The organism is Vibrio sp. ED002, assembly GCF_023277445.1.
Lineage (GTDB): Bacteria > Pseudomonadota > Gammaproteobacteria > Enterobacterales > Vibrionaceae > Vibrio > Vibrio jasicida.
Window position 1 is genome coordinate 1,488,510 of sequence record NZ_CP080239.1, and the last position, 23,423, is coordinate 1,511,932.

Consider the following 23,423-nt stretch of genomic DNA (forward strand, 5'->3'; position numbering starts at 1 on the left):
TTTACACTCGAGTTATCAATTCGATTTTGTTTAAAGGACAGTAACTGATGAAAAGAGCGCTAATCCCCCTAGCTTTACTCACTTTGCTCTCTGGTTGCGCCAGCATGTCTCCGGATGAGTGCAAGACGGCGAACTGGTACAAGGTAGGTTATCAAGATGGCCGAGACGGCAACGATCCAAACGTTATTAACAGTTATACCGAAGACTGTGGTGAAGCGGGTGTGACACCAGACCGAACGAAATGGAAAGAAGGCTTTGATAAAGGCACTATCCAGTATTGCTCACCAGACAATGGTTACACTGTCGGTATCGAAGGCAAAGAATATTACGGCGTGTGCAACAGCAAAGAATTCATTGAAAACTACCAGTTAGGTCATCAAGAATATCAACGCCAGCAACGCATCCAAGAGATCGATACTGAAATCTCGGTCATCGATAATCAACTTGATGGCAACCCAGACAAAGACAATGCCAAGCGCCTGAAAGAAAAGAGAAAGCGATTGGCTGACGAGCGTTCAGACCTCTTGTCGCCAACCATCAACTTGAATCTAAATTTCTAAATCGATTGGATTTAGCTTCTAAAATTCATGGCCCTAGCTCAGTTCTAGGGTCATGAATTGGCTGTTTGGATCGAGTTCGTAATCCCCGAACGGCTCGCAGTACACAAAGCCATGCTTTTCATACAACAGGCGCGCAGGTTTAAAAAACTCCATCGAGCCCGTTTCTAAACTCAAGCGCTGCAAGCCTTTTTGCTTCGCTTGCTCAATCACATGAATCAATAATTGAGACGCCACACCTTGGTTTCTTGCCGCTGGCGTGGTGCGCATGGATTTCAGCTCCGCGTGTTGGCCATCCAACTCTTTAATCGCTGCACACCCAAGCAGTTGTTCACCCTTCCATCCGGTCCAAAATGTCACTTCTGGTGCTTTGAGCTTATCCAAATCTAGCGCATGCACACTCTCTGGTGGCGACGTGGCGTACATGTCTTGCAAATGTTCTTCTAGCAATGCGATGACTGCTGTTCTTTCTAAATTGTCGATTTCTATCTTCACGACTCTTCCCTGATAACCAATGGCCTTTCTGGAATTTATGTGAAAACAGCCACATAAACAACTGTCTTCAACATCAAAGATATCAAGAGTCATCGTAATCAAAAATCTGTGTCTACACTCTTAAAGTCATTTCCCCACCTAACTGATCATTGAGGACATACTATGGATTTCTTGATTGAGGATATTCTGGCGCGCGAAATTTTGGATTCACGCGGAAATCCGACTGTGGAAGTCGAAGTCACACTCGGCTGTGGCATTGCAGCAAGAGCATCGGTGCCCTCGGGTGCCAGTACTGGTTCACGAGAAGCGGTTGAACTGCGAGATGGTGACGACACCCGCTTTGGTGGCAAAGGTGTGCTCAATGCCGTTCAACTGATCAACACCGAAGTGCTTGAAGCCATTGTTGGTTTAGACTCGCGCGATCAAGCGTTAATTGACCGCATTATGATCGAGTTAGATGGCACCGAAAACAAATCCCGTCTCGGCGCGAATGGCATTCTTGGTGTCTCCCTCGCCGTTGCCCGCGCAGCCGCACTAACCGCTGACGTACCTCTGTATCAGTATCTTGGCGGTGTGGGCGCTAACCTATTACCTGTGCCTTGTATGAACATCCTCAACGGCGGTGTGCATGCTCGCTGGCAAGGTCCGGATTTTCAGGAATACATGATTGCGCCATACGGTGCTGAGAACTTTAGACAAGCGGTGCAATGGGGTAGCGAGGTGTATCATGCATTGCGCCAAGTTCTGTTGGAGTCTAATCACTCGGTTGGCGTCGGTGATGAAGGTGGCTTTGCGCCAGCTGTGAAGTCCAACCGCGAACCATTAGAGTTGATTGTCAAAGGCATTGAGAGAGCTGGATTAAAACCTGGAGTCGATGTCGGTATCTGTATGGACCCAGCCTCTAGTGAGTTCTATGAGAATGGTAAATACAAGCTACGCTCAGAGAACCGTGAACTGACCTCTGCAGAGATGATTGAATACTACGAGAAGTTGGTAGAAGACTTCCCTGTGGTTCTTCTCGAAGATGGACTTGCTGAAGACGACTGGGATAACTGGCCGCTATTGAATGAGAAGCTTGGCGGTAAGATCGAAATCGTTGGTGATGATCTTCTGGTTACTAACACCAAATACATCCAAAAAGCGATCGACATGAATGCTGCTAACTCAGCATTGATCAAACTGAATCAGATTGGCTCGCTAACCGAGACCATTGAAGCGATTCAAATGTGTCATCACGCTGCATGGGGCGCGTTTGTTTCTCACCGTTCGGGTGAAACCACAGACAGCTTTATTGCCGATATGACCGTTGCACTTCGCACAGGTCACCTTAAAACAGGTGCGCCATGTCGCGGTGAACGTGTCGAAAAATACAATCAGCTAATGCGCATTGAAGACGAGTTAGGCTCAATGGCGGTGTTCGCTGGTCGCAAAGCCTTCGTTCGCTAATTTCTCAATACATCTAAAAGAAAGCCGCCCAGTGCAGAACTGGGCGGCTTTTTAGTGTCTGGAAAACTAATTACAAGGCTTGTCGCATGATGTGCTGAGGCCCAACCGGACCACCATGATACAGCTCATTAGTATCTTCAAAACCTGCTTTCAAATAGCACTGATAAGCCGGTACATTGCGGCAATTAACCGTCAAGTAGAGAAAATCAAAGCTCGGAAAACGCAATTTAGCGTAATCAGCAAACTGGCTGATGGCTCGCTTGGCAATGCCTTTACCTTGATGACGATGATCCAACAACAACCAACGCACGCCTAAGCTCTTTTCCGGACAGAAGTCGTAATTCTCACTGTATCCCGCATCGAAGACAAAAAAGCCAACCACTTGATCATCCAATAAGATCAAATGCGCTAGCTCTGTCGGTTTAAGACTTCCCAATAACTCTGGAATGTTCGCTACTGTGTATTGGACTTGATCCTCTAAGACTTGCAGCTCAAGGGTTTGCTCATGACGGCATGGCGTGTACTTTTCAATGGTAATCATAATCATCCTTGCTGTTTTTATACCCATTTCATACAGGGTATGTCGTAAATGGAAAAACCTGCTGTCGTATTTCCCACTCGCAGGCAAACGTTTAGCACACTATTATCCTCATCAACTGTCAGTGAGGTTGTCATGTTTCGTTTTCTGCTTTGTAGTTTCTCTCTTGTTTTACTCTATCCTACCGCCATTGATCTTTATCTTGTAGGGTTGCCTCAAATTGCCGCGGATTTAAACGCCAGTGAATCACAATTACACATCGCGTTTTCTATTTACCTTGCTGGTATGGCAACCACCATGCTGTTTGCAGGAAAAATCGCCGACTCCGTTGGGCGTAAACCGGTGGCGATGGTAGGTGCAGCCATTTTTATTGCAGCATCATTACTTGGCGGAATGGCAGAACAATCCAATACATTTTTAATCGCACGTTTTGCCCAAGGTATTGGGGCTGGCTCTTGCTATGTGGTTGCTTTTGCTATTTTGCGCGACACATTGGATGACAAACGCCGCGCTAAGGTGCTGTCGATGCTAAACGGCATTACCTGCATCATTCCTGTCATCGCCCCCGTTGTCGGCCATCTCATTATGCTCAAATTCCCTTGGCCAAGCCTATTCACCACAATGGCAGGCATGGGTGTGGTGGTTTGTTTGCTTTCGACCTTGGTGCTGAAAGAATCAAAGCCTAGTGCATTGCCACAACAAAACACCACTTCAGCTTCTACCCAAGAAACGTTCGCGGAGCGCTTTTTCATCAGCCGACTCATCATTACGGCCATCGGCGTGACCACCATTCTTACCTACGTGAATGTCTCTCCAATGCTGGTGATGGGCGAACTTGGTTTTGATCGTGGTGGCTATTCTTCTGTCATGGCAGGCACTGCATTAGTCAGTATGATCACTTCTTTCTCTGCGCCATTGGCTTTGTCTTACTTTAAGCAACGTACTCTGATGCTGACTTCGCAAACCTTGCTTGTCAGTGCAGCGATGGTGATTGGTTTTGCTCATCTAAACCAATGGGGAATCCCATTTTACTTATTCGGATTTGGGCTGATTTGCGCTGGCTTCTCGATTGGCTTTGGCGTGGCCATGAGTCAAGCGCTCAGCCCTTTCTCTCTGCGTGCTGGTGTAGCAAGCTCACTGTTGGGCATCGCTCAAGTGTGTTGCTCTGCCCTCTACATCTGGTTTATGGGGGTCATCGGCGTTAATGCGCTGAATATGCTGGTGTTTGTGTTAGCTATAGGTGGCGCAATCAGCTTGGCTCTAATACTATTTATTCCTAAGCCTGCTCATGAAAGCCACTATGAAGAAATCACTAGCCCGTCTTGATCTCAACCTGCTGTTCACTCTGCAATTGCTGCTGCAAGAGCAGAGTGTTTCCAAAGCATCGAAGAAATTGAACGTCACGCCGTCAACGGTAAGTAAATCGCTCAATAAGCTTCGTGACTGGTTTGATGATCCTCTGTTTGTGAAAACACCAAAAGGATTAGCACCCACTCCATTAGCACAAAGCATGGAGCAAGATCTGGCGGAGTGGCTACAAATTGGTAGCCAAATTGCAGAGAAGCGCAGCGATATAGCCCCCAAAGGCGTGCGCTTTGATCTGACCATTGAGTCACCTTTAGTGCTGACGATTCTTGATGATCTTCTTGTTGCAATCCACCAGCGCTACCCAGATGCGAAAGTCAAAACCAGTAACTGGGATTACGATTCACTCGACGCAATTGTGCGTGGAGAGGCAGACATCGGTTTTACCGGCAGAGAGAGCCATCCCCGCTCAAAAGAGTCACTCGACCTGCTTCCCTACTTTCTTGATTTCGAAGTGCTGTTCTCAGATTTACCTATGGTGTACCTACACAAAGATCACCCCGCTTTGGAGCAGGAATGGAACCTTGAGACCTTTTTGAGTTACCAACACATCAATATTGTTTGGGAAAAGAGTGAGACGTGGGCACTGGATGAAGTATTGAGTGAACTTGGCTTACAGCGCTCCATTGGCTTAACCATGTCGAGCTTCGAACAGTCTCTATTTATGGCCGCGCAACCACACCACAATATGCTGACCACAGCACCGCAATACTGCGAGAGTTATACCAAGAAGCTGCATCCAGATTTGGTGTGCCTACCCATTCCATTGGAACAAACTCAACAAGATAAACTGCTGATCCCGTTCACCATGATTTGGCACAAACGTAATGCGTACAACCCAAAACTGGTGTGGTTGAGGGAAACTATTAAGGTGTTATATCGTTCAGAAAATAAATAGATACCATTCAAACACTTAACCAACTTAATGTTCACCGATTATGTGAAGACTACATTTTTAAGCACAGAGAGCACCATTCGGCTTATTCAACGTGATAAGCGTGCCTTGTGAGGCGGCTTGATAAAAGGCATCATCACTTACGTTTGTGTTAGCAAAGTTTGTGCGAAATAAATCCGCACGATACAAATCAACGTCTAGCATTTGTGCGTGGCTCATGTCTGCGTTTCGTAAATCTGCATCGCGAAACGTCGCGTTGTTCAGATTCGCGTGGCTGAAATTGGCGTAGGTGATGTCAGCCTCATTCATGTTTGTGCCTGATAAATCGGCGCCACTAAAGTTGGCTCGGATTAGGTTGGCACAACGCAGGTCTAGGTTTTGAAGTGCTAAGTGGCTTAGGTCGGCATTACGTAATTTCGCTCTTTCGCCGCCTTGGCTTTCTAGCCACAGTTTGTGTTGCTCTAGAATAGAATCAAGCTCTTGCTGAGTGTAGGTATTCATAGTTCACACCACCATTTTCAACAGGGACGCTTATATTGGGCATCCTTTTGTTGTGTGTCTCTCTTCTATTTGTGAGAGCTAGCTAATCTTGCTGTGCCAAATCTCGCTGTCTGGGCCGACAACGCATTCGCCATCAACTCGCATTGATAAACGAATCAGGCAGCGTTTAACCACTTCTTTGAAATCGTCTTCAGGCAAGTGTCTTACTGAATCGACCAAGGCTTTGCAGTGCGGAGCGGTTTGCTCTTTTAAGGTGTAGAACACCCACTTGCCTTTCTTCTCATGGTTGAGCAGGCCAGCTTTGTAGAGCATTTTAAGATTACGAGACACGTTGTATTGAGTTTCACCAATGATGTCCATTGCTTCAGCCACTGCCATGCATTCATCCACATGCAGGAACAACCAGAACAATCGCAGTCGATTGGGTTCTGATAAGGCTTTTAGCGAATCAATGTATTTTTCATCCATCATGGTTTTACCCTTCCAACTGAGTAGCGCCACTCTTTATGAGCGGCGCGAAGTTTTATTTTTTTCTGAGTAACCGATTTTACACAACGTATTGGAAGATAGCACCACCAATGATGGCTGTCGTTAAGACGATTCCTACAAACGCGATTACGGCTTTTCTTTTTAGAACTGCAGATACTAGCGCGATTTCAGGCAAACTGGCACCTGTACCGCCAATAATTAACGCCAATGCCGCGCCTAAGCCCATTCCTTTAGCAATTAACACGTTAAGCAGCGGAATTGCCATCTCGATACGCAGGTAAAGCGGGATACCAATCAATGAAGCGACCACGATAGATTGGAAGCTATCACCACCTACGTACTTCTCTACTAAGTCTGCTGGTAAGTAAGCTGCCGAGAACCCACTGATCGCCGCACCCAATAATACATACGGGATGATTCGCTTGAACAAAGCCCAAGCTCCGCCCACTGCATTACGCATTCTTGATGCTGAAGAAGGAGCCGCGCCACAGGTGTTGCCTGTGTTTTTGGTATTGCTCGAACCTGAACAGCCTTTGCCTTTGGTTTCTTCAAGCTCAGCACCACGTTTGATCTCGTTTCTCCAAGGTGATTTGGATATCAAGTAACCACCAAGAACCGCTGCGGTAAAGGTCACTAAGAAGTACACCACGGTGATCTTCAATCCGAACGCGGCGTACACCATCGCCAATACGATGAAGTTACACAGTGGCGCCGAGATGATGAAGCTCATCACAGTACCTAATGATGCGCCCATCGACGCCATTGCCATGGTCACCGGAACCACAGCTGCGCTACAAAATGGAGTCAGCATCCCGAACAATGCGCCCAACAAGGTTCCCCATTTATCGTGTTTGGTCAGCGTCGCTTGGAGTTTATCTTGAGGGATATACTCTCGCATGATGCCAGTCAGTACCGACACAATAGCGATGATAACGATCAGACCTTTGGCCACATAAAAGAACTCATTTAACGCAATAACTAATTTAGCATCCACAATTGGAATCTCTAGCAAATGAAAAGAGGCTGGATAATATACACACATGCACAATTGTGCAAGTATGCACGCGTAGATTTACAAGTGCTTTTAAAATGACCGAGAGGAGTCAAACACGATTAAACTCTGGCTTGGTTCTCTCCCACTGACGATGTCGTTCCTACAGGTACAAAAAAGGACGATTCTCTCGTCCCTTTTCTCAGTTCATGTTTTGGTTTAAACACTAGCTGTCATGTATCATAGTGTTTCTCATATTTTCGATAATACGCAGGAGCTCATTTGCTAGTGTTAATGTTGTTCGAAAAAATGAATGACCTTATCTACAGCTTGATCAACATATTCGTCTTCATCATACAGCGCGATGTGATTCGCTCCTTCAATTCTAATCAGCTGTTTAGGCTGCGAAGCTGCATCAAACATTTGCTCGCTTTCGTATGCAGAGTCCGCTTCTGAACCGACAATCATCAGTAGTGGTGTCGGCGTCAAGTTTGCAGCAATATCCAAAGCTGAAAAGTTAGCCAACGTCTCATAAGACCAAAGCAAAAACTTGCTCTCGTATAAGCCTTTTGCTCCGCGCTCTGTCATGTAGTACTGGTAGAATTCTCGAAACAGACGTGGCATTTCCTCACTGTCTTCAGCTGGCGCGTGAGGTAGAAAATCAATCTGCCCAGTAGCAAGATAACGCTCTCTCGCTTCATTGCCTTTAAGCAGTAAATCTAACAAACCCTCTCGACCAATGACGTTGTGGTAAAAACCTCGGTGATCAAAGTAAGCACTCACGGTCGCAAGTGATTTTACGCGTCGATCTGTCGCAATGGCGTGAGCTAAATACCCACCGCCAGAACAAACACCTAACCCATGGATTTGCTCACTGTTCACGTATGCTAAGGAACGTAAATATGTCACCCCGTTGCGGCAATCTTCCGCTTTATTGTATGGGTTCTCATGAAATCTTGGCGAACCTTCACTCGCGCCAAAACTGGCATGGTCAAACGTTAATACCACAAATCCCTTGGCAGCAATTTTCTCGGCGTAGATTCTTACCGTCTGCTCTTTCACACCCGCCTGTGGCGCAGCAATCAAAACCGCTGGTAAAGGGTTTTCCACTACGGATGGACGATGAATTTCCGCTGCAAGTCGGTTGCCATTGCTGAAAAATGAAGCCTCATATCTTGTTACTGTCACTCGATTCACTCTCTATGTTTAACGGTTTTTAGATGATAAAGACGAGCATTCACAAACATTTGCACTCTGCTCCTCTCTTTTAAACAAGTATAAGGAGCGCTATTATTCGGATATATATAGCCATTATGAAAACACTGTTAGGTTTATATGAACAATCTATCTTGGCGCGGTATTCGAGCGTTTATTTATGTAGCGGAATGTGGAAGCTTCACCTCCGCAGCCGAAACGATGGGCGCATCAAAGGCAAACGTAAGTCAGCTCGTGAGTGAATTAGAGTCCTCGCTAGGTGTTCAGTTACTCTATAGAACCACACGTCAGCTCCGTCTTACTGAGATTGGCGATGGTTACTTTCGTAAATGCAAAGAAGCGATGCTACAACTGGATGCCGCCGCAGAATGGGCACAGCAAGCCACCAGCGAAATTAAGGGGCGGATTCACATGAATTCTGTTGGAGGTCCGATTGGTGAAGAGCTTATTGCACCATTGGTGATGAGTTTTCAAGCCGCCTACCCGAACGTTAAAGTAGAGCTCGACTTCTCAAAACATCGCGTCGATCTGATTGAAGATAGCTACGACTTGGTGCTACGTGTCGGCGAGATGCCAGACTCCACTCTCATCGCGCGCCGACTCACCACACTCCGCACACACTATGTCGCAAGCCCAGATTTTCTTGAACGGCACCCGAAGATCCTCGCCCCAGAAGATCTTAAAGCCTTGCCTTTGATTCATGGCAGTGTTGAGCATTGGATCATGAAGAATCATAAAGAACAGCGCATTATCAACGTAGTGCAAGGTATTAAAGCGGCTACTGGCAGAACCATGCGCCACGCGGCGATTTCTGGGCTAGGGGTAACGCGACTAACCGATGTGTACTGCCATGCTGATTTAACATCAGGGAGACTTATCGAAGTGCTCCCTGAATGGTCAGAAAAAACCTTACTTTCGCTCGTCTGTCCGCCAGTCAAATATCAACTGCCAAGAATCAAAATGCTTATGGACTGGATAAGTGACCGATTTGAAGAGCACTATAAACAGTTCAAGATTGAGGGTGAGCATTCCAGCTAAGCTCGGTTTCAATCACTCCGCGCTCACAACCTTTTTCTCAGCAAGTGCCATAGCGATATTGGCTTTGCTGTATGCACTCTCATTGATGAAGTGCGGATAGATATCTTGTTTACCTTCCCAGAAGATATCGTAACCAAAGAAAGTCGCGAGTAATGGCTCTCCCGGCTTTACCACTTCGAAATCACGCCCGCAGATCATTGGGTGTACCGTCGCAACGCGCATACCATCTTGGCCGAGAGGAATCATGACCTCTTCGGTGTAAAAATAAGCGTCATAGTCACTCAGTTCGCCAACTTGTCCAAGGTTATGCACTTCAACGTAGTCCAGAACCATGGTTAACATTTTCTTCATCAGCTCCAAGGTTTCATATTTCAACGAACCATGAGCTTGAGCACCAACTTCAATCATCACACCATACTTCCCTGTGGTGCATAAATAAGGTTGGTCGTCCCACTCTTTTCTGTCTTCAAACAGGATATTCGCTTCTGGCATTCGCTGCTTCACATACGCCCCCATCTTTCGATAAAACGCGTTGTTCGACACCAAGATCAGGGTTGCGCCCATATTACTAGTAGTGTTGTGCAGATCGACGATCAATTGATTCTCTTGGCGAGCATGTACTTGCGTGAATTGCTGCGCGACTTCGGTTTCTTGCTGAGTCGCAGGCGATGATTGATTCGCCAAGGCAAATTCACGATTGAGATCCGTCTCAACATAACGAACGTTTTGCTTAACCGCTTCAGGGTTGCCAAGTACACACTGAGTATTGAACGTCGAACGGTCGGCAACATAAAGACGGTCTTTGATGAGCTTTTGAAGGTAAATACCAGAAAGCTCATTGCCATGCGTACCTGCCACGAGCAGAACACTATTGAGTTTATCCATAAAAGTGATATTCCAAAAATTAAGTAAAAGTTAGCTTTGATTGACAGTGGGCGACGCTATTTTAACGAAACGCCATCGCTCCTTTCCCTACGCCTTCATAAGCGATGACTTGTAACGACTGCCCTTTAGCCAATGAAGGGGCAATGTCATTGGCAATAAATACAGCCAGTAGCTCTACCGTCGTATCCGTATCTAATACTTCAGTTTCGCTATGTGCGATAGCAAGTTGGAAGTCACCTTGTGAAGTGGTATACCGGAACCCAAAATGCGTGTCGCAGTTGATAAGGCTTGCATGTTCACTCAGCTCCAGATGACCAATCTCGACTAGGTCTTCGATGGACGCGAGGTAGATGTCTTGCCAACGCTGTGCAAAAGCGTGTTCACGAGCGGTATCACGTTCACCATCAGTCAAGATTTCAATCGGTGAACGATGCCCGTGTGCAATGCGTTGGCAGTTGCCGTCGTGTTTTTTTAAACCATGGGTATAGTGGTAATACGCACCATTAATCTGTTCATGGCGTAAGGTAACGTCGATTGAAGCCACGTTGCTTGGCAAATGACCGATCAACACCTTGTGAATATGCTCAGTCACACTTTCAATCGAGATAGCTTCGGTTTCAATAAAGCAGAATGCTTCATCGGGGCAGTTCAAATGAATACTTTTTTCACCGCGAATGAGATCAACTTGGGAATAACCCGCTTTCACATGCGCAGAATGCACTGCTGAGTTCTTTGACGGTACAAGCAGTCGATGGTCGACGTGTTCATCAACCAATTGTTTAATTTGCTTTTTCACTTTAGAGAAATCCAGCACCATGCTCATCTCGTTGAGATCACCATGCATTACGACATCAAGAATCCAACTCTCTCCGACCATTCCTCGTGTTGCGCACAAGTAAGAAGCATCAATAACAGTGAGGTCCTTAACAAATAAATTCAAACTGAATTCCTCATTCATCTAGTTTAGGGATTTAAAATTATTGTTATATTATAACAATTGCAATTTCTACTCAATTTAACCTAACGTTGTCTGTTCTCATTCCAGCTTGAGCGATATTTTCCGCTATAACTAATCACTTTATCAACTAGTCCGTACTTGATATTTGGCGCTACACTGCCAGCTCTTACGATAAATAAGGATAAGGAATGTCGACATTTTTACTGACTGCGATTGCCATGATGGCATTTGCTGCCAATTCACTGCTCTGTCGTTTGGCATTGGCAGAAGGATTGATTGATGCTGGCAATTTTACCCTTATCCGCTTGCTCTCAGGCACAGTCATATTAGTTTTCATTCTTCTCATTCGTGGAAACTGGCATAGCCAACGACCGACAACCAAGTTCAGCGTACTCGCAGGGTTAGCACTCTTTGGTTACGCCACACTCTTCTCTTTTGCCTATATAAAACTAGCAGCAGGCACGGGGGCTCTGTTACTTTTTGGTGCCGTCCAGCTCACATTGCTCGCGCTGTATTGGTGGCAAGGACAACAATTTAGAACGCTCGAGTTGATCGGTATTGCGGTATCTTTGATTGGCTTTACATGGTTGATGCTGCCATCTGCGACTCGTCCTGATATTTGGTCAGCAATATTAATGGTCGCTTCTGGTATTTGTTGGGCAGGTTTTACCGCACTTGGTAAACAAGCACCGACACCAAGTAGTGGCATTACGTGGGGGTTTATCACCGCTTCTTTATTCGGTCTTATGCTCTCTCCTCTCTTATCAGCTCCCGCTCACTTTACAATACAAGGTATATTGTTGGCTGTTGCATCGGGTGCCATTGCTTCCGGTTTCGGCTACGTGCTCTGGTATCAAGTAATGCAAAAGCTGTCATTGTTACAAGCTGCAGTCAGCCAGCTCTCGGTTCCTGCTATCGCCTTGCTGCTTGGCTCGCTGTTACTCGGTGAAACATTGACATTCCACTCAGTCATGACCAGCCTAATCATCCTCAGCGGTATTGCGTTAGTATTTTTATCTCGCGCTCAAAAACCTAATATCGATCTCAAAAAATAGCACTGCCCTCGGCAAGCCAATAAAAAATAAAAACTTTCCTATCTACTTAGCTATCATCATCTATGCTTTTCTATAGGCAGTCAGTCTCGCAAATTTGGACGTGAACGCTGCCGATAACGCACCGGCCCTATGTATTGATTGAAAACTTGGCTTGGTAATTCCTGCAAATCTGTATCACTAATGAGATTTTCTAGTTAAACGTTTTCTTTCTCATTTTCCTCTCGCGCCAGCAGCAGTAAGGCGTAAGGAACGATTGTGGCGTCTAACCCTAATTTGGTTTTGACAAAGGATTTACAAACCACCTCTTTTCACTCGCTATATTCCGCCTCCGCATTTTATTCAGAACGAAATTCTGATTATTGACCGAGTAAATTCATTTACTTACAACTATAAGCCTGAGCAAACTTTGACACTATGAACGATAAAATCAAATTCGCCACAAAAGTCGCGCTTAGCCTAACTCTGGCTTATCTGATCCCATTTGCGATGGGTTGGCCGCAAGCTTCAACCGCAGCAACGACTGTCATGCTGATTGCTTCTACAGGCAGCCGTCGCGAATCATTAGCAAAAGGGACACTACGTGTACTTGGTACACTAGTCGGTGCCGTCATTGGCTTATTGTTGGTAGGCATGTTCGCGCAAGATCGCTTAATGTACATGTTTAGTGTTTCAGTGGTTGTGTCTTTTATCTTCTACTTCCGCAATGCCTACCAAAAAGACCCGACGTTATTAGCTCTAACCGGCGTAATGGTTTTGATGATGTCTAATGGCGGAGATGCCGAGGGCGCATTCATGTACGGTGTTGATCGTGCCCACATGACTATTTTTGGTGTCGTCATTTATACCTTGGTTGGTACTTTCTTATGGCCAACAAAGACAGAGCAAAACCTTCGTCAGCTTATTGAGCAGCTTAACCAAGCTCAGCAAACTTTGTTCGCAGCGATCTTGCAAAATTTCGAGGAAAAGACAACGCCACACCACGTTAACGCCTCTTCCTCTGAACAAAAAGAAGGGGATGAAGATGAAGAACCGACTCCCACGATTGATGAGTTATTAGATAAGGTTTTCACTGCTCAGAATGCGCTAGAACAGCGCTTCGCCATGGTCAGTGTTGAATGCAGTGATGTCTCGGCTTACATGAAAGAATGGCAACTCGCTGTTCACTTCAATAAACAAATCACTCAAGAACTCAGTGTCGCGGCACACAGCCACTTTAGCCATCAGCAAGACCGTGATTGCATCAACAACTTTGATCAAGTGGTTAAAGAGATCCAGACCCTATTTCAAACCTGCCAAGAAATGTGGGAGCACGAAGGTCCAGCTTATCGTGCGCAAGAACTCAGCATTGATTATAACCAAGATGCACTATCGAATGCCTCCCACCTTACCAAAGGCTCCGCTCTTACTCTTGGTCACTTGCTAAAGTTAATGCATCAAAGCTTATCTCGCCTATCAGAAAGCATTAGCTGTATTGATTCTGTGACTAACAATGTGTCTTTCAAGCAAGAGCTGCCGAAACAAAAAAGTAAGTTCCTTTGGTGGGATGCTGAGAACTTTAAAACAGCAGTGAAAACCTTTACGACTTATTGGGTAGCAGGGTTGATTTGGATTTACTTCAATCCTCCTGGTGGTTACTCATTCGTTACCTTCTCGACCATCTTTATGTCATTGCTGTCATTCGTACCCGTTCACCCATTTATGCTGCTGATTTTGTTTACGTTTGGCTTCCTATTTGCGGTGCCTTCGTACGTCTTCATCTTGCCGGGATTAGAGCTCGGCGGTGAACTCGGCTTGTTCATCTTCATCTACACCTTTATCGGCTTCTACTTGTTTAAAGGGCCGGTGACCATCTTCTACATGATTGGTTTGTTTGTCCTCGGTCTCGACAACAACATGACCTATCACTTCGGGATTCTAATGACAATCATGACCCTGTTCTACATGGTGGTGTTTATGATCATTTTTGCTCATTACTTTCCATTCAGCTCTCGCCCTGAGCATTTGTTCCTGACTTTGAAAGAGCGGTATTTCCGACACGTTGGCGACCTGTTTAGCAGTTATCATCAGCCATCAAACTCCAGCTTCAAATCCGTCAAGCGTTCACTGCACTTGGTCACTCTGAATGTGTCTTCGAAAAAACTCAAAGTGTGGGGCTCAAAGGTCAACCACAAACTGTTTGAAAAAACGACACCAGAGGCGATCGGCGCATTCAGTAAATCCTGCGATGCGTTGAGTAACCACGTCAACATCCTGATTGCAGCGGAGCAAAAGTTATTAAGTAACCCACTTATCAAACAGTTACGCAGCAAGCATACCGATTCCATATTACCCCTGATGGCAGGCGCATTAGCAAGCCATCAGCCAACAACTGAACTCGATACTGTCTTCGAACAATACAGCCAAGATTACCAATCCTTTGAAAATAAACTGGAAGATTTCTTTAGTGAGTTGGATTTATCTGACTACGCTTATTCAGAGATTGCCGGTTTTTATATCTTGCTGAATTTAAAACGGAACGTGTTCGAAGCGATCAACCAATGCAAGCAAACCTATGAGGATATCGATTGGGTGAACTTACGTCAGAAGCGGTTTTAAAGGTGAGGATATGATGCTTCTAAAACTAACTAAACCAAGCCTCGCCATACTCTCTGTACTCGGATTAAGTGCGTGTACGACTTTGGGTCCGGATTATGTCCACCCAGAGCAAACCGCCTTGCCAAGTGACTGGTCGGTAGAAAAAGCCGCCGCCACGCAAGACGCAGAGCAGTCAGAGCAAAAATTGCAGCAGTGGTGGCAGCAATTTAACGACCCGACCCTTAACCTGTTGGTTGAGATGGCCAGCCAACAAAACCTTGACCTTGAGGCAGCTGGCCTGCGCATCGTTCAAGCACGTTCACTACTGGGCATCTCGACTGGGTTGCAGTACCCACAAGTACAAACCGTCTCCGGTAACTTAGCGCGAGCTTATGTGAACGACCAAGGTGTCAATAACGCCGCGTTGTCATTTGATGCGGCTTGGGAGATGGACATTTGGGGCAAATACGCACGTGGAATTGAGTCTGCCGAAGCAGGCTATTACGCGTCGATTGCGTCTTATCACGACATTATGGTCACCATCACTGCGGAAGTCGCTCGCAACTACATTAACTACCGTACTTTCCAAGAACGTATTCTGCTTTCTCGCCGAAATATCGAGATCCAAGAACGTGTGGTGAACATCACTCAAGTCCAGTTTGATTCTGGCAACGTTACGGAACTCGACGTTCAACAAGCAAAAAACCAGCTCTTCAACACCAAAGCAGCGCAACCTTCGTTAGAAATCGCGATGAAGCAATCCCGAACCGCGTTAGCGTTGTTGCTTGGTGTCTTGCCAGAAGAGGTTGAAGGATTGTTGAAATCCGCGGGCTTTGCACAGCGAATGGCGGATTACGAGGCCCAATTTAAATCCTCAGGAAGAAAGCCAGCGCTCTCCGGTAATGATGAACGTTCAATCGTGCCTCGCCCTCCTCTGCTTGATAACCAAGTGGATGCGAACTTAGTGATGCGTCGTCCTGACTTGCAAGTATCTGAAATGCAAGCACGTGCGCAAAGTGCGCAAATCGGTGTTGCTGAAACGGCTCTCTATCCTAGCTTCTCCCTTTTTGGTTCTATCGGCATAGACAGCACAGTGCCAGATGGCAGCAGCTTTAGCTTCAGTGACTCGCTCACCATGGTGATAGGTCCGACATTCAGTTGGAACATATTCCAGTACGGCCGTGTGAAAAATAACATTCGATTTGAAGATGCGAAGTTCCAAGAAACGCTCACTAACTACAACAAGAAAGTTCTGCAAGCAGTCAATGAAGTGACCAATGCGCTGGAGGCTTATGATCTTTACTTGGAGCAAAAGTCATTGCGTCTGCAATCGGTGAACTCCTCTATTCGTGCATTCAATATCTCGATGACTCAGTATGAGAATGGCCAAATTTCGTTTGAACGTCTACTCAACTCAGTAGAGAAAATGACGCGTGCGGAAGACAGCTACGCCACCATCAAAGGCAATGTTGCTAACCAAGTTGTCGCCTTATACAAAGCGCTCGGTGGTGGCTGGGAGGCCCAAACGGGCAAACCTTTCTTGTCGGAAGGTGTAGCGAAGCAAATGCAAGAACGCAGCGATTGGGACGGCTACTTGGATGAAGAAGCACGTGTGCTGCCGCCTTATCGTAGCGAGGACTCAGCCTCGAAAGATCAAGCAGAAAGCAATAACGCACCACAAGAAGGGGAGGCTCAATAATGCCACATGAACTCTCTTGGGGTGACGTGTACTTCTCACCATTGTTGCTAGTGCTGTTTTTATCGGTTACTGCCACTTGGATTACCGTGATCATTTTAAACAAAACACGTCTGTCTCGTTTTATTGCGTTTCCGTCCCTGACATTCCTTGCCATCATGGTGTTTTACGTGGTGGCCATCGACAGTTTTTATATACAGTTTTAGGTGCCCAACAAGATGAAAAAACTACTCGTTATTGCACTCAATCTTGTCATTCTTGGTGGCGCGGCTTGGTTCGGCTATCAGAAGTTCGAAGAGTATTTTAATAACCCTTGGACCCGAGATGGCCAAGTTCGTGCCAATGTCATTAAGGTGGCGCCAAGAGTCTCTGGCCCTATCGTCAATGTCACCGTGCAAGATAACCAAGAAGTAAAGAAAGGCGATCTGCTATTTGAGATCGACCCTACTACTTACGAAGTTGCCCTCTCACAAGCAGAAGTGGCATTGCAAAAGTCTATCGTCAGTTCACGCGGCAAGAAGATAGAGTACGATCGTTTGAAAGACATTCGTGCTAAAGACCGCGGCGCAGTTTCTCACAAAGACTTAATCCGCCGTGAGATCACCTACGAAGAGTCACTGCTGCAAATCAAATCCGCTGAAGAGCAATTGAAATCAGCTCGTTTGAACCTTAGCTACACCAAGATTTATGCCTCGGTTGACGGTTTTGTCTCTAACCTTGATATCCGCGACGGTACACAAGCCGTTGCGAACCAACCTTTGGTTGCCCTTATCGATAAAGACAGTTTCTGGGTATTTGGTTTCTTCCGTGAAAACCAATTAGCGCAAATTGCTCCGGGCAGTGATGCGCGCGTTACTCTGATGTCACACCCAGACACACCAATCGATGCCACCGTCGATTCTATCGGTTGGGGTATCGCCCCAAAAGACGGCACCGTGGGCTATAACCTTCTGCCTAACGTGAACCCGGTATTCCAATGGATTCGCCTAGCACAACGTATTCCTGTTCGAGTGTCATTGCATGAATTGCCGGAAGGCGTTGATCTGAGATTCGGGCTTTCCGCTTCCATCATAGTGATGAAGGACTCATCACAAGAACAAGAATAGGAGTTAAACAGGCAAACCATGGCTATTGGAAAAAAACTCAAAAACATCAATGAAGAAAACAACTTCTTCTACCTGACGTTAGCGCTTATCGGTCTGTTGATCGGTGGTGCGTTTGTACAAGTCGTAGGGGAAGGTGCAATGGAGCATCTTCTGCAAGGCTTCACCATTCTGACTTTCATCGTTTGTATGGCGAGTCTGCGTTTTGATAAGAACTGGTCACGCTTCCTTTATACCTTGTTAGGTACGTGGATCGTGGTCATTGCCATCAAAGCAGTATTAGGCATCAAAGAGATGGACGTAGTGATGCTCGCCCTAACCTTCGCCTTCTTCTTTGGTACGTTTAAATCGATTGCAAGACAGATTCTTTTCACTGGACATGTGAACACCAACAAGGTGATTGGATCTGTTGCACTCTTCTTGCTGCTCGGTCTGATGTGGGCAATTGCTTACCTCATTCTGCTGGAGTTTTCCCCAAACTCATTCACTGGGATGGAAGCCATCTCATGGGGCCAAAACTTCTCTAACGCAGCGTATTTCAGTTTCGTCACTCTAACCACTCTCGGTTATGGCGACATCAGCCCTCTAACACCTTTGGCGCAAGTCGTCGTGTATCTAGAGGCCATCGTAGGCGTGTTTTATATGGCGATTGTTGTTTCAAGTCTCGTCAGTTCCAACATTGAACATCAGGTAAACAAAAATGGATAAACAATCGGTAAAAATCGAAAGTAAGGTTTTCATCAGTAACATGGTGGAATCTGCAATACGAATCGGCTTGATCTTGATCTTGCTGATGTTTACATACGACATCATCAAACCTTTCATCCTTCCGGTGATTTGGGGTGCCATCATTGCCGTCGCTCTGATGCCAATCTGTAAAAAGCTGGCAAAAGTGTATGGTGGTAAACGTGGCCTCGCTGCAACGACCATCGCCTTGCTGGGTATCGCGCTATTGGTTACACCTTTAGTCATGGTATCGGGTTCTATTGTCGATGGCGCAACGCATGCGCTGGACGTACTGCAAAGTGGTGACATTAAGATCCCAGGTCCAAAAGCATCGGTAGCAGATTGGCCTTTGGTCGGTGACAAGCTTTACGAAGTATGGACACTGTTTGCAACCAACCTAGAAAAAGCAATCCAAACCTTTATGCCTCAAATTAAGGCAGGTCTGACTTCTCTGCTTGGTATGGTCGGTGGTGCACTGGGTAGCTTACTACTATCAATCATCTCTCTAGCGATTGCTGCTGGCTTTATGACTTACTCTGAGTCTCTAGCATCTGGCTTGAAAACCATCGCGGTTCGTACTGCGGGTGATAATGCGAAGAGCTGGACAACGCTTATTGCAGCGACCATCAAGAGTGTGTTGCTTGGCGTTGTTGGTGTAGCAGCCATTCAGGCTCTATTAATTGGTGCGGGGTTCTTCATCTTTGGCGTTCCGGCTGCGGGCTTACTAACACTAGTACTGATGATTCTTTGTATCGCACAGCTACCTGCTCTATTGGCAGTACTGCCAGTCGTTGGTTACATGTACATGACGCAAGACACCAGCACAGCAACCATGTTTACGGTTTGGGTTGTGGTTGCAGCGCTATCTGAAAACCTATTCAAACCAATGTTGATGGGTCGTGGTGTGGATGTACCAATGCCCGTAATTCTACTGGGTGCAATCGGCGGTATGTTGTTCTACGGCATTGTCGGCCTATTCTTAGGTGCGGTTATTCTAGCGATTTGGTACGAGCTGTTCGTGTGGTGGTTGAACATTGAAAAAGCGCAACAGCAGCAAGAAGCGTTAGAGGAAAATGCCGAGCGAGATTCCAGACAAAACGAAGCCGGACACGGCGCTGGTATCTAATCGTTCTATCAATTGAAACAAACCGCTGCTTGCAGCGGTTTGAGCTATTTGGCTCACAGTTTCATCGACGCGAATAAGATTAAAATGACGTTCTTGTTAAATTTTCATACTTCTTACATTCGAGAGTTGCAATAAAGCACTTTACGATGCACTCTCGGTGACCACAAATGACAGTGCTTAGGATAAAAACAATGAAATTGATCAAGCCTTTAACTTGCGCGCTTGCTCTTGCTATGAGCGGAATGGCATTCGCGGATGTAACCGTAAATGTTCCTGACGACGTTTCAGTTTTGGCCGCAAACGGCGAAAAAGTAAAACTATCTGGTGGCTTCTTTGCTTCGGAAAAGAGCTTCACTCTACCTGACGGCGTAAACCAAGTTGTGTTCCGTTACGCGCCATATTTCAGCCAAGGTAATGACCGCCTAAGTGTTGAGAGTGACGTGATCGTAACGCGTTTCGACGCGACAGATGCAGAGCTGACTCTACAACTGCCGGAATACCGCGACCTTCGTGAAGCTGAAAACAAAATCAAAGATCTAGATTGGAAACTGGTTGACGCTTCTGGCAACGCTATCGCAGTTGAGCAAGACAAGCTTATGAAGCCTGGCATGCAAATCGGTCGTGACTACGTTCGTGAAGTGGAAGATTACAACAAAGCTGGCGGTGTTGCGGCAGTTGGCGTTGTAAGTGCTGCAGTAATTCAACCAGCAACACTTCCTGCAAAGATCCCAGCGGACATGAAGCAAACTAAACCTGCGACCATGAAAGCCGATTCAACAGCTGAAGAGATGCTGCACTTCTGGTACCAAAAAGCAGACGCAGAAACACAAGCGCGCTTTAAAGCGTACATCAACCAGCAATAAGCACGTTGATTTAGTCACGTATAGCTAAATGCAAAAAGCCACACTCGAATGAAGTGACCCCGTAAAGTTGGACATTTCTGTTAAGCGGCTTTCAAGGCCTGAGTTCGATACTCTATCGGAGTCAGGCCTTTTAGCTTCACCTTTATACGTTTGGTATTGTAGTACTCGATGTATTCTTTAATTTGCTCTATCAGAGTATCTGCATCTTCAAAGCTCTGGTTGTGATACATCTCTGTTTTAAGTAAAGCAAAAAGTTTTCTGCAACAGCATTATCCAAGCAGTTACCTCTTCTCGACATACTTTGTATTAACCCACTCTCTTCGATTTTTTGCTGATATTGTCGATGCCGATATTGCCAACCTTGATCGCTATGTATAATTGGCTTTGAGTTCGGTCTAAGCTTTGATATCGCTTCCGTCAACATATCAATGACAAGCGGCAAACAGGCATTTTTAGCTACTCTATAAGCAACCACCTCTTGAGTAAACAAGTCGACAACCGGAGACAAGTACACTTTCTGCTCTTTGACTTTGAACTCCGTAACGTCAGTTACCCACTTTTCATCTGGCTGGGACGCACTAAAATCTCTTTCAAGTATGTTGGGAGCCGTTCTTCCAGACTCACCTCGATATGAACGGTACTTTTTAATCCTGACCGTTGATTTAAGGTTTAGCTGAGCCATAAGCCTTTGAACCGTCTTGTGATTCAACATGAAGCCTCGCTTTTTTTAGTTCCAAGTGAATACGGCGGTAGCCGTATCGCCCCCTTATGCTCATGATAAATTGACTTTATCAACCGCAGTTCACTTTCGTAACTATCAGTACGCTTGCTCGCTTGAGCCTGATAATAAAAGACACTTTTCGCCAGTTGCAGAGTTTGCAGCAGGTGCTTCAGTGGGTACTTACCTTTAAGAGTTAGAGCTATGACCGCTTTTTCTTTGTTCGACGGTTCTTTTCTTGCTCCAACTCTTCCAACTTTTTTAGAACAGCATTCTCAGTTCGTAAGTAGATCAACTCCTCTCTTAGCTCCTCAAGTGTCATTTCATTATCTGGTTTAGTGGTACGTTGAGGCTGCTGTTTCATTGAAGGTCTTCCTTTCTGGCGAATTTTGAGCCCTTTGATACCGAGCTCGTTAAATCTTTTGAGCCAGACAGAAAGTATCCCAGGGGACGAGAGGTTAAATACTGCGCTAGTGTGCGAGAGAGACCAGTCATTCGTCCACATTAAATTTAATGCTTTTAGCTTTGTTTGAGCAGAAACAGCATGTTTAGTTGGTAAAAATGAAGCTGCACCATGGATAGCAAAAACTTAGTCAATACCGAATCTGTCTCGAAGAAACTGAATATTGCTTTTCTAAATAACTAGATGACGTACCATTTAAGCATTGTTTAGCAATGACACATTTTAGCTCGCGGCTATATTTGGACATAAAAAGACCCCCAATAATTAGTGTCCAACTATTGGGGGTCAGTTCAGAATGTGGCTTTTTTAATATCAGAATGTATACGCCATGGTCAGCATCGGCCCGTAAAACCGATAAGTGACATCCAATGCTGATTTGTCACTTTCATAATCAACGCCCACCTCATAATAGTTGAATGACCCCGTCACGCTGAACTGATTGGTAAAGAAGTATTTAGCGCCCAAATCGAATTCCAACAAGTAACCCTCAATATCATCTACGGCTAGGTAGAAGACTTGAGCGTGACTTTTCAAAATCCAATCAGGACTCAGCGAATACTCAGCTCGAATACCTAAGTCTGGTAATGGCGCTGTGACATCATTTAAAACCGCATCATCAACAAACATCACTGGGATTTCATCCACTCCACTCACTTTCGCACCGAGCTTGCCATCTAAACCCAATGACAGCCACATCACGTGCAACCCAGCCAATACATCCACCGCCCATTTATCGCTGGTATAAAATTGGTAACCGTAACCTAGGCGTGCAATATCAATATTCAGCTCTGTTGTAAGCTTTGAACCAGCCTGAACAGCATACGTTGTTCCATCTATCGTCACTTCGAATGGCTTGGTCACCGCCGTTCGGGTGGCTTCTCGATGCAAACTTCGCCAATCTGCGTACACGCTGTGTTTGGGGTTAAAGTAATACTCCAACTCCACATAAGGCAGCACAGTAAACTCTTTCAAATCGAGATCCGATTCAAAATCGATAGTGCGTATTTGATCGAGATAAGGGTCGTAAGCGTTGAGTTTCGTATCGGTGCGAGAGAAAAATCCACCGGCTTCAATCTCCCATTCACCCGCAGAAGCAGCCGAAGAGAATAGTGCAGCGAAACAAACCGCCCAACCAGCTTTGTTCATTATCCTTGATCCTAAGCGATTGAATTTATGTCTGAAGAAAGTGTAGACGCTAGAGAAGGGTTGTGGAAAGGTGAGTCGCTCGCAACTCTGTATGAAACAGGCGAAATCTGAAATGTTTTAACAGTTCACAACTTTAGTTCCGGAAATTAAATCGTGCAGTAGTCGCCTTTGCGGGTGAAGAATCAGCAACAACAAATTCACTAACGGCGTATATGGAATAAGCATTTCTATCAAGTAGCCCATGCATAATCGCAATGAAGCAGTGACTTTCGTCGTATCATGGCCATTACTCATCACCACTTTAATCCCAACTAAACGCATGCCAATTGTCTGGCCGTCACGCAATAAATTCCAATTCATCATCATTAACATCGGAATTGTTAGGACGTAGTTTGCTTTGGTCTCATTAACAAGTTGAAGATTTTCACGAAAAGAAAGTTCGAAGCCATTAATGAGGGAATTGATCGTGAGAGCAATAAGTAGCACTATCCCTGTCACAAGCATTAAATCAATCAGCCCACCAATAAATCTGCGCCGTTTACTGGCAATTGAACACCACATACTTCCCCCCTGAAATGCA

25 protein-coding genes and 1 pseudogene are annotated in these 23,423 nt (G+C 45.7%); 13 read left to right on the forward strand and 13 right to left on the reverse strand.

The features are described 5' to 3' along the window. Window positions 1-47: 47 nt before the first annotated feature. Window positions 48-560, forward strand: coding sequence for a DUF2799 domain-containing protein (locus tag ITG12_RS23315; protein WP_061035328.1), 513 nt, complete (start codon window positions 48-50; stop codon window positions 558-560). Window positions 561-593: 33 nt separating this feature from the next. Here ITG12_RS23315 and ITG12_RS23320 read toward each other — a convergent pair whose 3' ends face one another. Then, window positions 594-1,052 (reverse strand): GNAT family N-acetyltransferase, encoded by a 459-nt coding sequence (locus ITG12_RS23320; RefSeq protein ID WP_061035327.1) that lies wholly within the window; start codon window positions 1,050-1,052, stop codon window positions 594-596. Between the two features lie 162 nt (window positions 1,053-1,214). Between ITG12_RS23320 and eno the strand changes: the two genes are divergently transcribed. Next, window positions 1,215-2,498: a phosphopyruvate hydratase gene (eno, locus tag ITG12_RS23325; RefSeq protein WP_038879500.1), complete on the forward strand. Its 1,284-nt coding sequence runs from the start codon at window positions 1,215-1,217 to the stop codon at window positions 2,496-2,498. Window positions 2,499-2,568: 70 nt separating this feature from the next. Here eno and ITG12_RS23330 read toward each other — a convergent pair whose 3' ends face one another. Continuing rightward, the gene (locus ITG12_RS23330) at window positions 2,569-3,039 is read right to left on the reverse strand and encodes a GNAT family N-acetyltransferase (protein ID WP_042601960.1); all 471 of its coding nucleotides are present in this window, start codon (window positions 3,037-3,039) and stop codon (window positions 2,569-2,571) included. 132 nt (window positions 3,040-3,171) lie between these two features. Between ITG12_RS23330 and ITG12_RS23335 the strand changes: the two genes are divergently transcribed. Both ITG12_RS23335 and yidZ read left to right on the forward strand, forming a co-directional pair. Next, window positions 3,172-4,362: an MFS transporter gene (locus ITG12_RS23335; protein ID WP_061035326.1), complete on the forward strand. Its 1,191-nt coding sequence runs from the start codon at window positions 3,172-3,174 to the stop codon at window positions 4,360-4,362. Continuing rightward, entirely contained in the window at window positions 4,337-5,299 is a 963-nt protein-coding gene (gene yidZ / locus ITG12_RS23340) for an HTH-type transcriptional regulator YidZ (RefSeq protein ID WP_061035325.1), read from the forward strand. The genes ITG12_RS23335 and yidZ overlap by 26 nt, the downstream gene beginning before the upstream one ends. Before the next feature lie 57 nt (window positions 5,300-5,356). On the opposite strand, the gene ITG12_RS23345 is transcribed toward yidZ, so the two are convergent. From ITG12_RS23345 to ITG12_RS23360, 4 genes are all read right to left on the reverse strand, one after another. Beyond that, entirely contained in the window at window positions 5,357-5,797 is a 441-nt protein-coding gene (locus tag ITG12_RS23345) for a pentapeptide repeat-containing protein (protein ID WP_061035324.1), read from the reverse strand. Between the two features lie 78 nt (window positions 5,798-5,875). Further along, window positions 5,876-6,268: a metalloregulator ArsR/SmtB family transcription factor gene (locus ITG12_RS23350; RefSeq protein WP_008221742.1), complete on the reverse strand. Its 393-nt coding sequence runs from the start codon at window positions 6,266-6,268 to the stop codon at window positions 5,876-5,878. A 76-nt stretch (window positions 6,269-6,344) separates the two neighbouring features. Next, the gene (locus tag ITG12_RS23355) at window positions 6,345-7,280 is read right to left on the reverse strand and encodes a permease (RefSeq protein ID WP_061035323.1); all 936 of its coding nucleotides are present in this window, start codon (window positions 7,278-7,280) and stop codon (window positions 6,345-6,347) included. Between the two features lie 288 nt (window positions 7,281-7,568). Continuing rightward, the gene (locus tag ITG12_RS23360) at window positions 7,569-8,465 is read right to left on the reverse strand and encodes an alpha/beta hydrolase (protein ID WP_061035322.1); all 897 of its coding nucleotides are present in this window, start codon (window positions 8,463-8,465) and stop codon (window positions 7,569-7,571) included. A 147-nt stretch (window positions 8,466-8,612) separates the two neighbouring features. On the opposite strand from ITG12_RS23360, the gene ITG12_RS23365 reads away from it, so the two are divergent. Further along, on the forward strand, window positions 8,613-9,530 hold the full coding sequence (locus ITG12_RS23365; RefSeq protein WP_061035321.1) for a LysR family transcriptional regulator: 918 nt from the start codon (window positions 8,613-8,615) through the stop codon (window positions 9,528-9,530). A 12-nt stretch (window positions 9,531-9,542) separates the two neighbouring features. Here ITG12_RS23365 and ITG12_RS23370 read toward each other — a convergent pair whose 3' ends face one another. Together ITG12_RS23370 and ITG12_RS23375 are read right to left on the reverse strand one after the other, a co-directional pair. Beyond that, window positions 9,543-10,415, reverse strand: coding sequence for an aspartoacylase (locus ITG12_RS23370; RefSeq protein WP_042601952.1), 873 nt, complete (start codon window positions 10,413-10,415; stop codon window positions 9,543-9,545). Window positions 10,416-10,476: 61 nt separating this feature from the next. Then, window positions 10,477-11,355 (reverse strand): 6-carboxytetrahydropterin synthase, encoded by an 879-nt coding sequence (locus ITG12_RS23375; protein WP_042604742.1) that lies wholly within the window; start codon window positions 11,353-11,355, stop codon window positions 10,477-10,479. Between the two features lie 206 nt (window positions 11,356-11,561). On the opposite strand from ITG12_RS23375, the gene ITG12_RS23380 reads away from it, so the two are divergent. From ITG12_RS23380 to ITG12_RS23415, 8 genes are all read left to right on the forward strand, one after another. After that, on the forward strand, window positions 11,562-12,428 hold the full coding sequence (locus ITG12_RS23380) for a DMT family transporter (protein ID WP_095760517.1): 867 nt from the start codon (window positions 11,562-11,564) through the stop codon (window positions 12,426-12,428). 414 nt (window positions 12,429-12,842) lie between these two features. After that, window positions 12,843-15,023 (forward strand): FUSC family protein, encoded by a 2,181-nt coding sequence (locus ITG12_RS23385; RefSeq protein WP_248874216.1) that lies wholly within the window; start codon window positions 12,843-12,845, stop codon window positions 15,021-15,023. Window positions 15,024-15,033: 10 nt separating this feature from the next. Beyond that, window positions 15,034-16,701: a TolC family protein gene (locus tag ITG12_RS23390; protein WP_248874218.1), complete on the forward strand. Its 1,668-nt coding sequence runs from the start codon at window positions 15,034-15,036 to the stop codon at window positions 16,699-16,701. Then, window positions 16,701-16,904, forward strand: coding sequence for a DUF1656 domain-containing protein (locus ITG12_RS23395; RefSeq protein ID WP_019821560.1), 204 nt, complete (start codon window positions 16,701-16,703; stop codon window positions 16,902-16,904). The genes ITG12_RS23390 and ITG12_RS23395 overlap by 1 nt, the downstream gene beginning before the upstream one ends. A 12-nt stretch (window positions 16,905-16,916) precedes the next feature. Next, the gene (locus ITG12_RS23400) at window positions 16,917-17,804 is read left to right on the forward strand and encodes an HlyD family secretion protein (protein ID WP_038879475.1); all 888 of its coding nucleotides are present in this window, start codon (window positions 16,917-16,919) and stop codon (window positions 17,802-17,804) included. An 18-nt stretch (window positions 17,805-17,822) separates the two neighbouring features. Then, window positions 17,823-18,509, forward strand: a complete 687-nt coding sequence (locus ITG12_RS23405; protein ID WP_038869040.1) for a potassium channel family protein — start codon at window positions 17,823-17,825, stop codon at window positions 18,507-18,509. Continuing rightward, on the forward strand, window positions 18,502-19,653 hold the full coding sequence (locus tag ITG12_RS23410; protein WP_038869038.1) for an AI-2E family transporter: 1,152 nt from the start codon (window positions 18,502-18,504) through the stop codon (window positions 19,651-19,653). Before ITG12_RS23405 ends, ITG12_RS23410 begins: the two co-directional genes overlap by 8 nt. Window positions 19,654-19,844: 191 nt before the next feature. Next, window positions 19,845-20,516 (forward strand): DUF2057 domain-containing protein, encoded by a 672-nt coding sequence (locus ITG12_RS23415; RefSeq protein WP_038879472.1) that lies wholly within the window; start codon window positions 19,845-19,847, stop codon window positions 20,514-20,516. Window positions 20,517-20,706: 190 nt separating this feature from the next. Here the strand turns inward: ITG12_RS23415 and ITG12_RS23420 are convergent, their stop codons facing one another. The 5 genes and pseudogenes from ITG12_RS23420 to ITG12_RS23440 form a co-directional block, all read right to left on the reverse strand. Next, window positions 20,707-21,228, reverse strand: coding sequence for an IS3 family transposase (locus ITG12_RS23420; protein WP_248874219.1), 522 nt, complete (start codon window positions 21,226-21,228; stop codon window positions 20,707-20,709). A gap of 208 nt (window positions 21,229-21,436) precedes the next feature. Beyond that, window positions 21,437-21,598 (reverse strand): hypothetical protein, encoded by a 162-nt coding sequence (locus ITG12_RS23425; protein ID WP_248875103.1) that lies wholly within the window; start codon window positions 21,596-21,598, stop codon window positions 21,437-21,439. Window positions 21,599-21,661: 63 nt separating this feature from the next. After that, window positions 21,662-21,739, reverse strand: a pseudogene (locus ITG12_RS23430) (helix-turn-helix domain-containing protein); the annotation flags it as partial. A gap of 270 nt (window positions 21,740-22,009) precedes the next feature. Beyond that, a complete protein-coding gene (locus ITG12_RS23435) occupies window positions 22,010-22,846 on the reverse strand; it encodes an outer membrane beta-barrel protein (protein WP_038881554.1) in 837 nt (278 codons plus the stop codon). A gap of 114 nt (window positions 22,847-22,960) precedes the next feature. After that, window positions 22,961-23,404, reverse strand: a complete 444-nt coding sequence (locus ITG12_RS23440) for an RDD family protein (RefSeq protein WP_038869181.1) — start codon at window positions 23,402-23,404, stop codon at window positions 22,961-22,963. Window positions 23,405-23,423 lie beyond the last annotated feature (19 nt).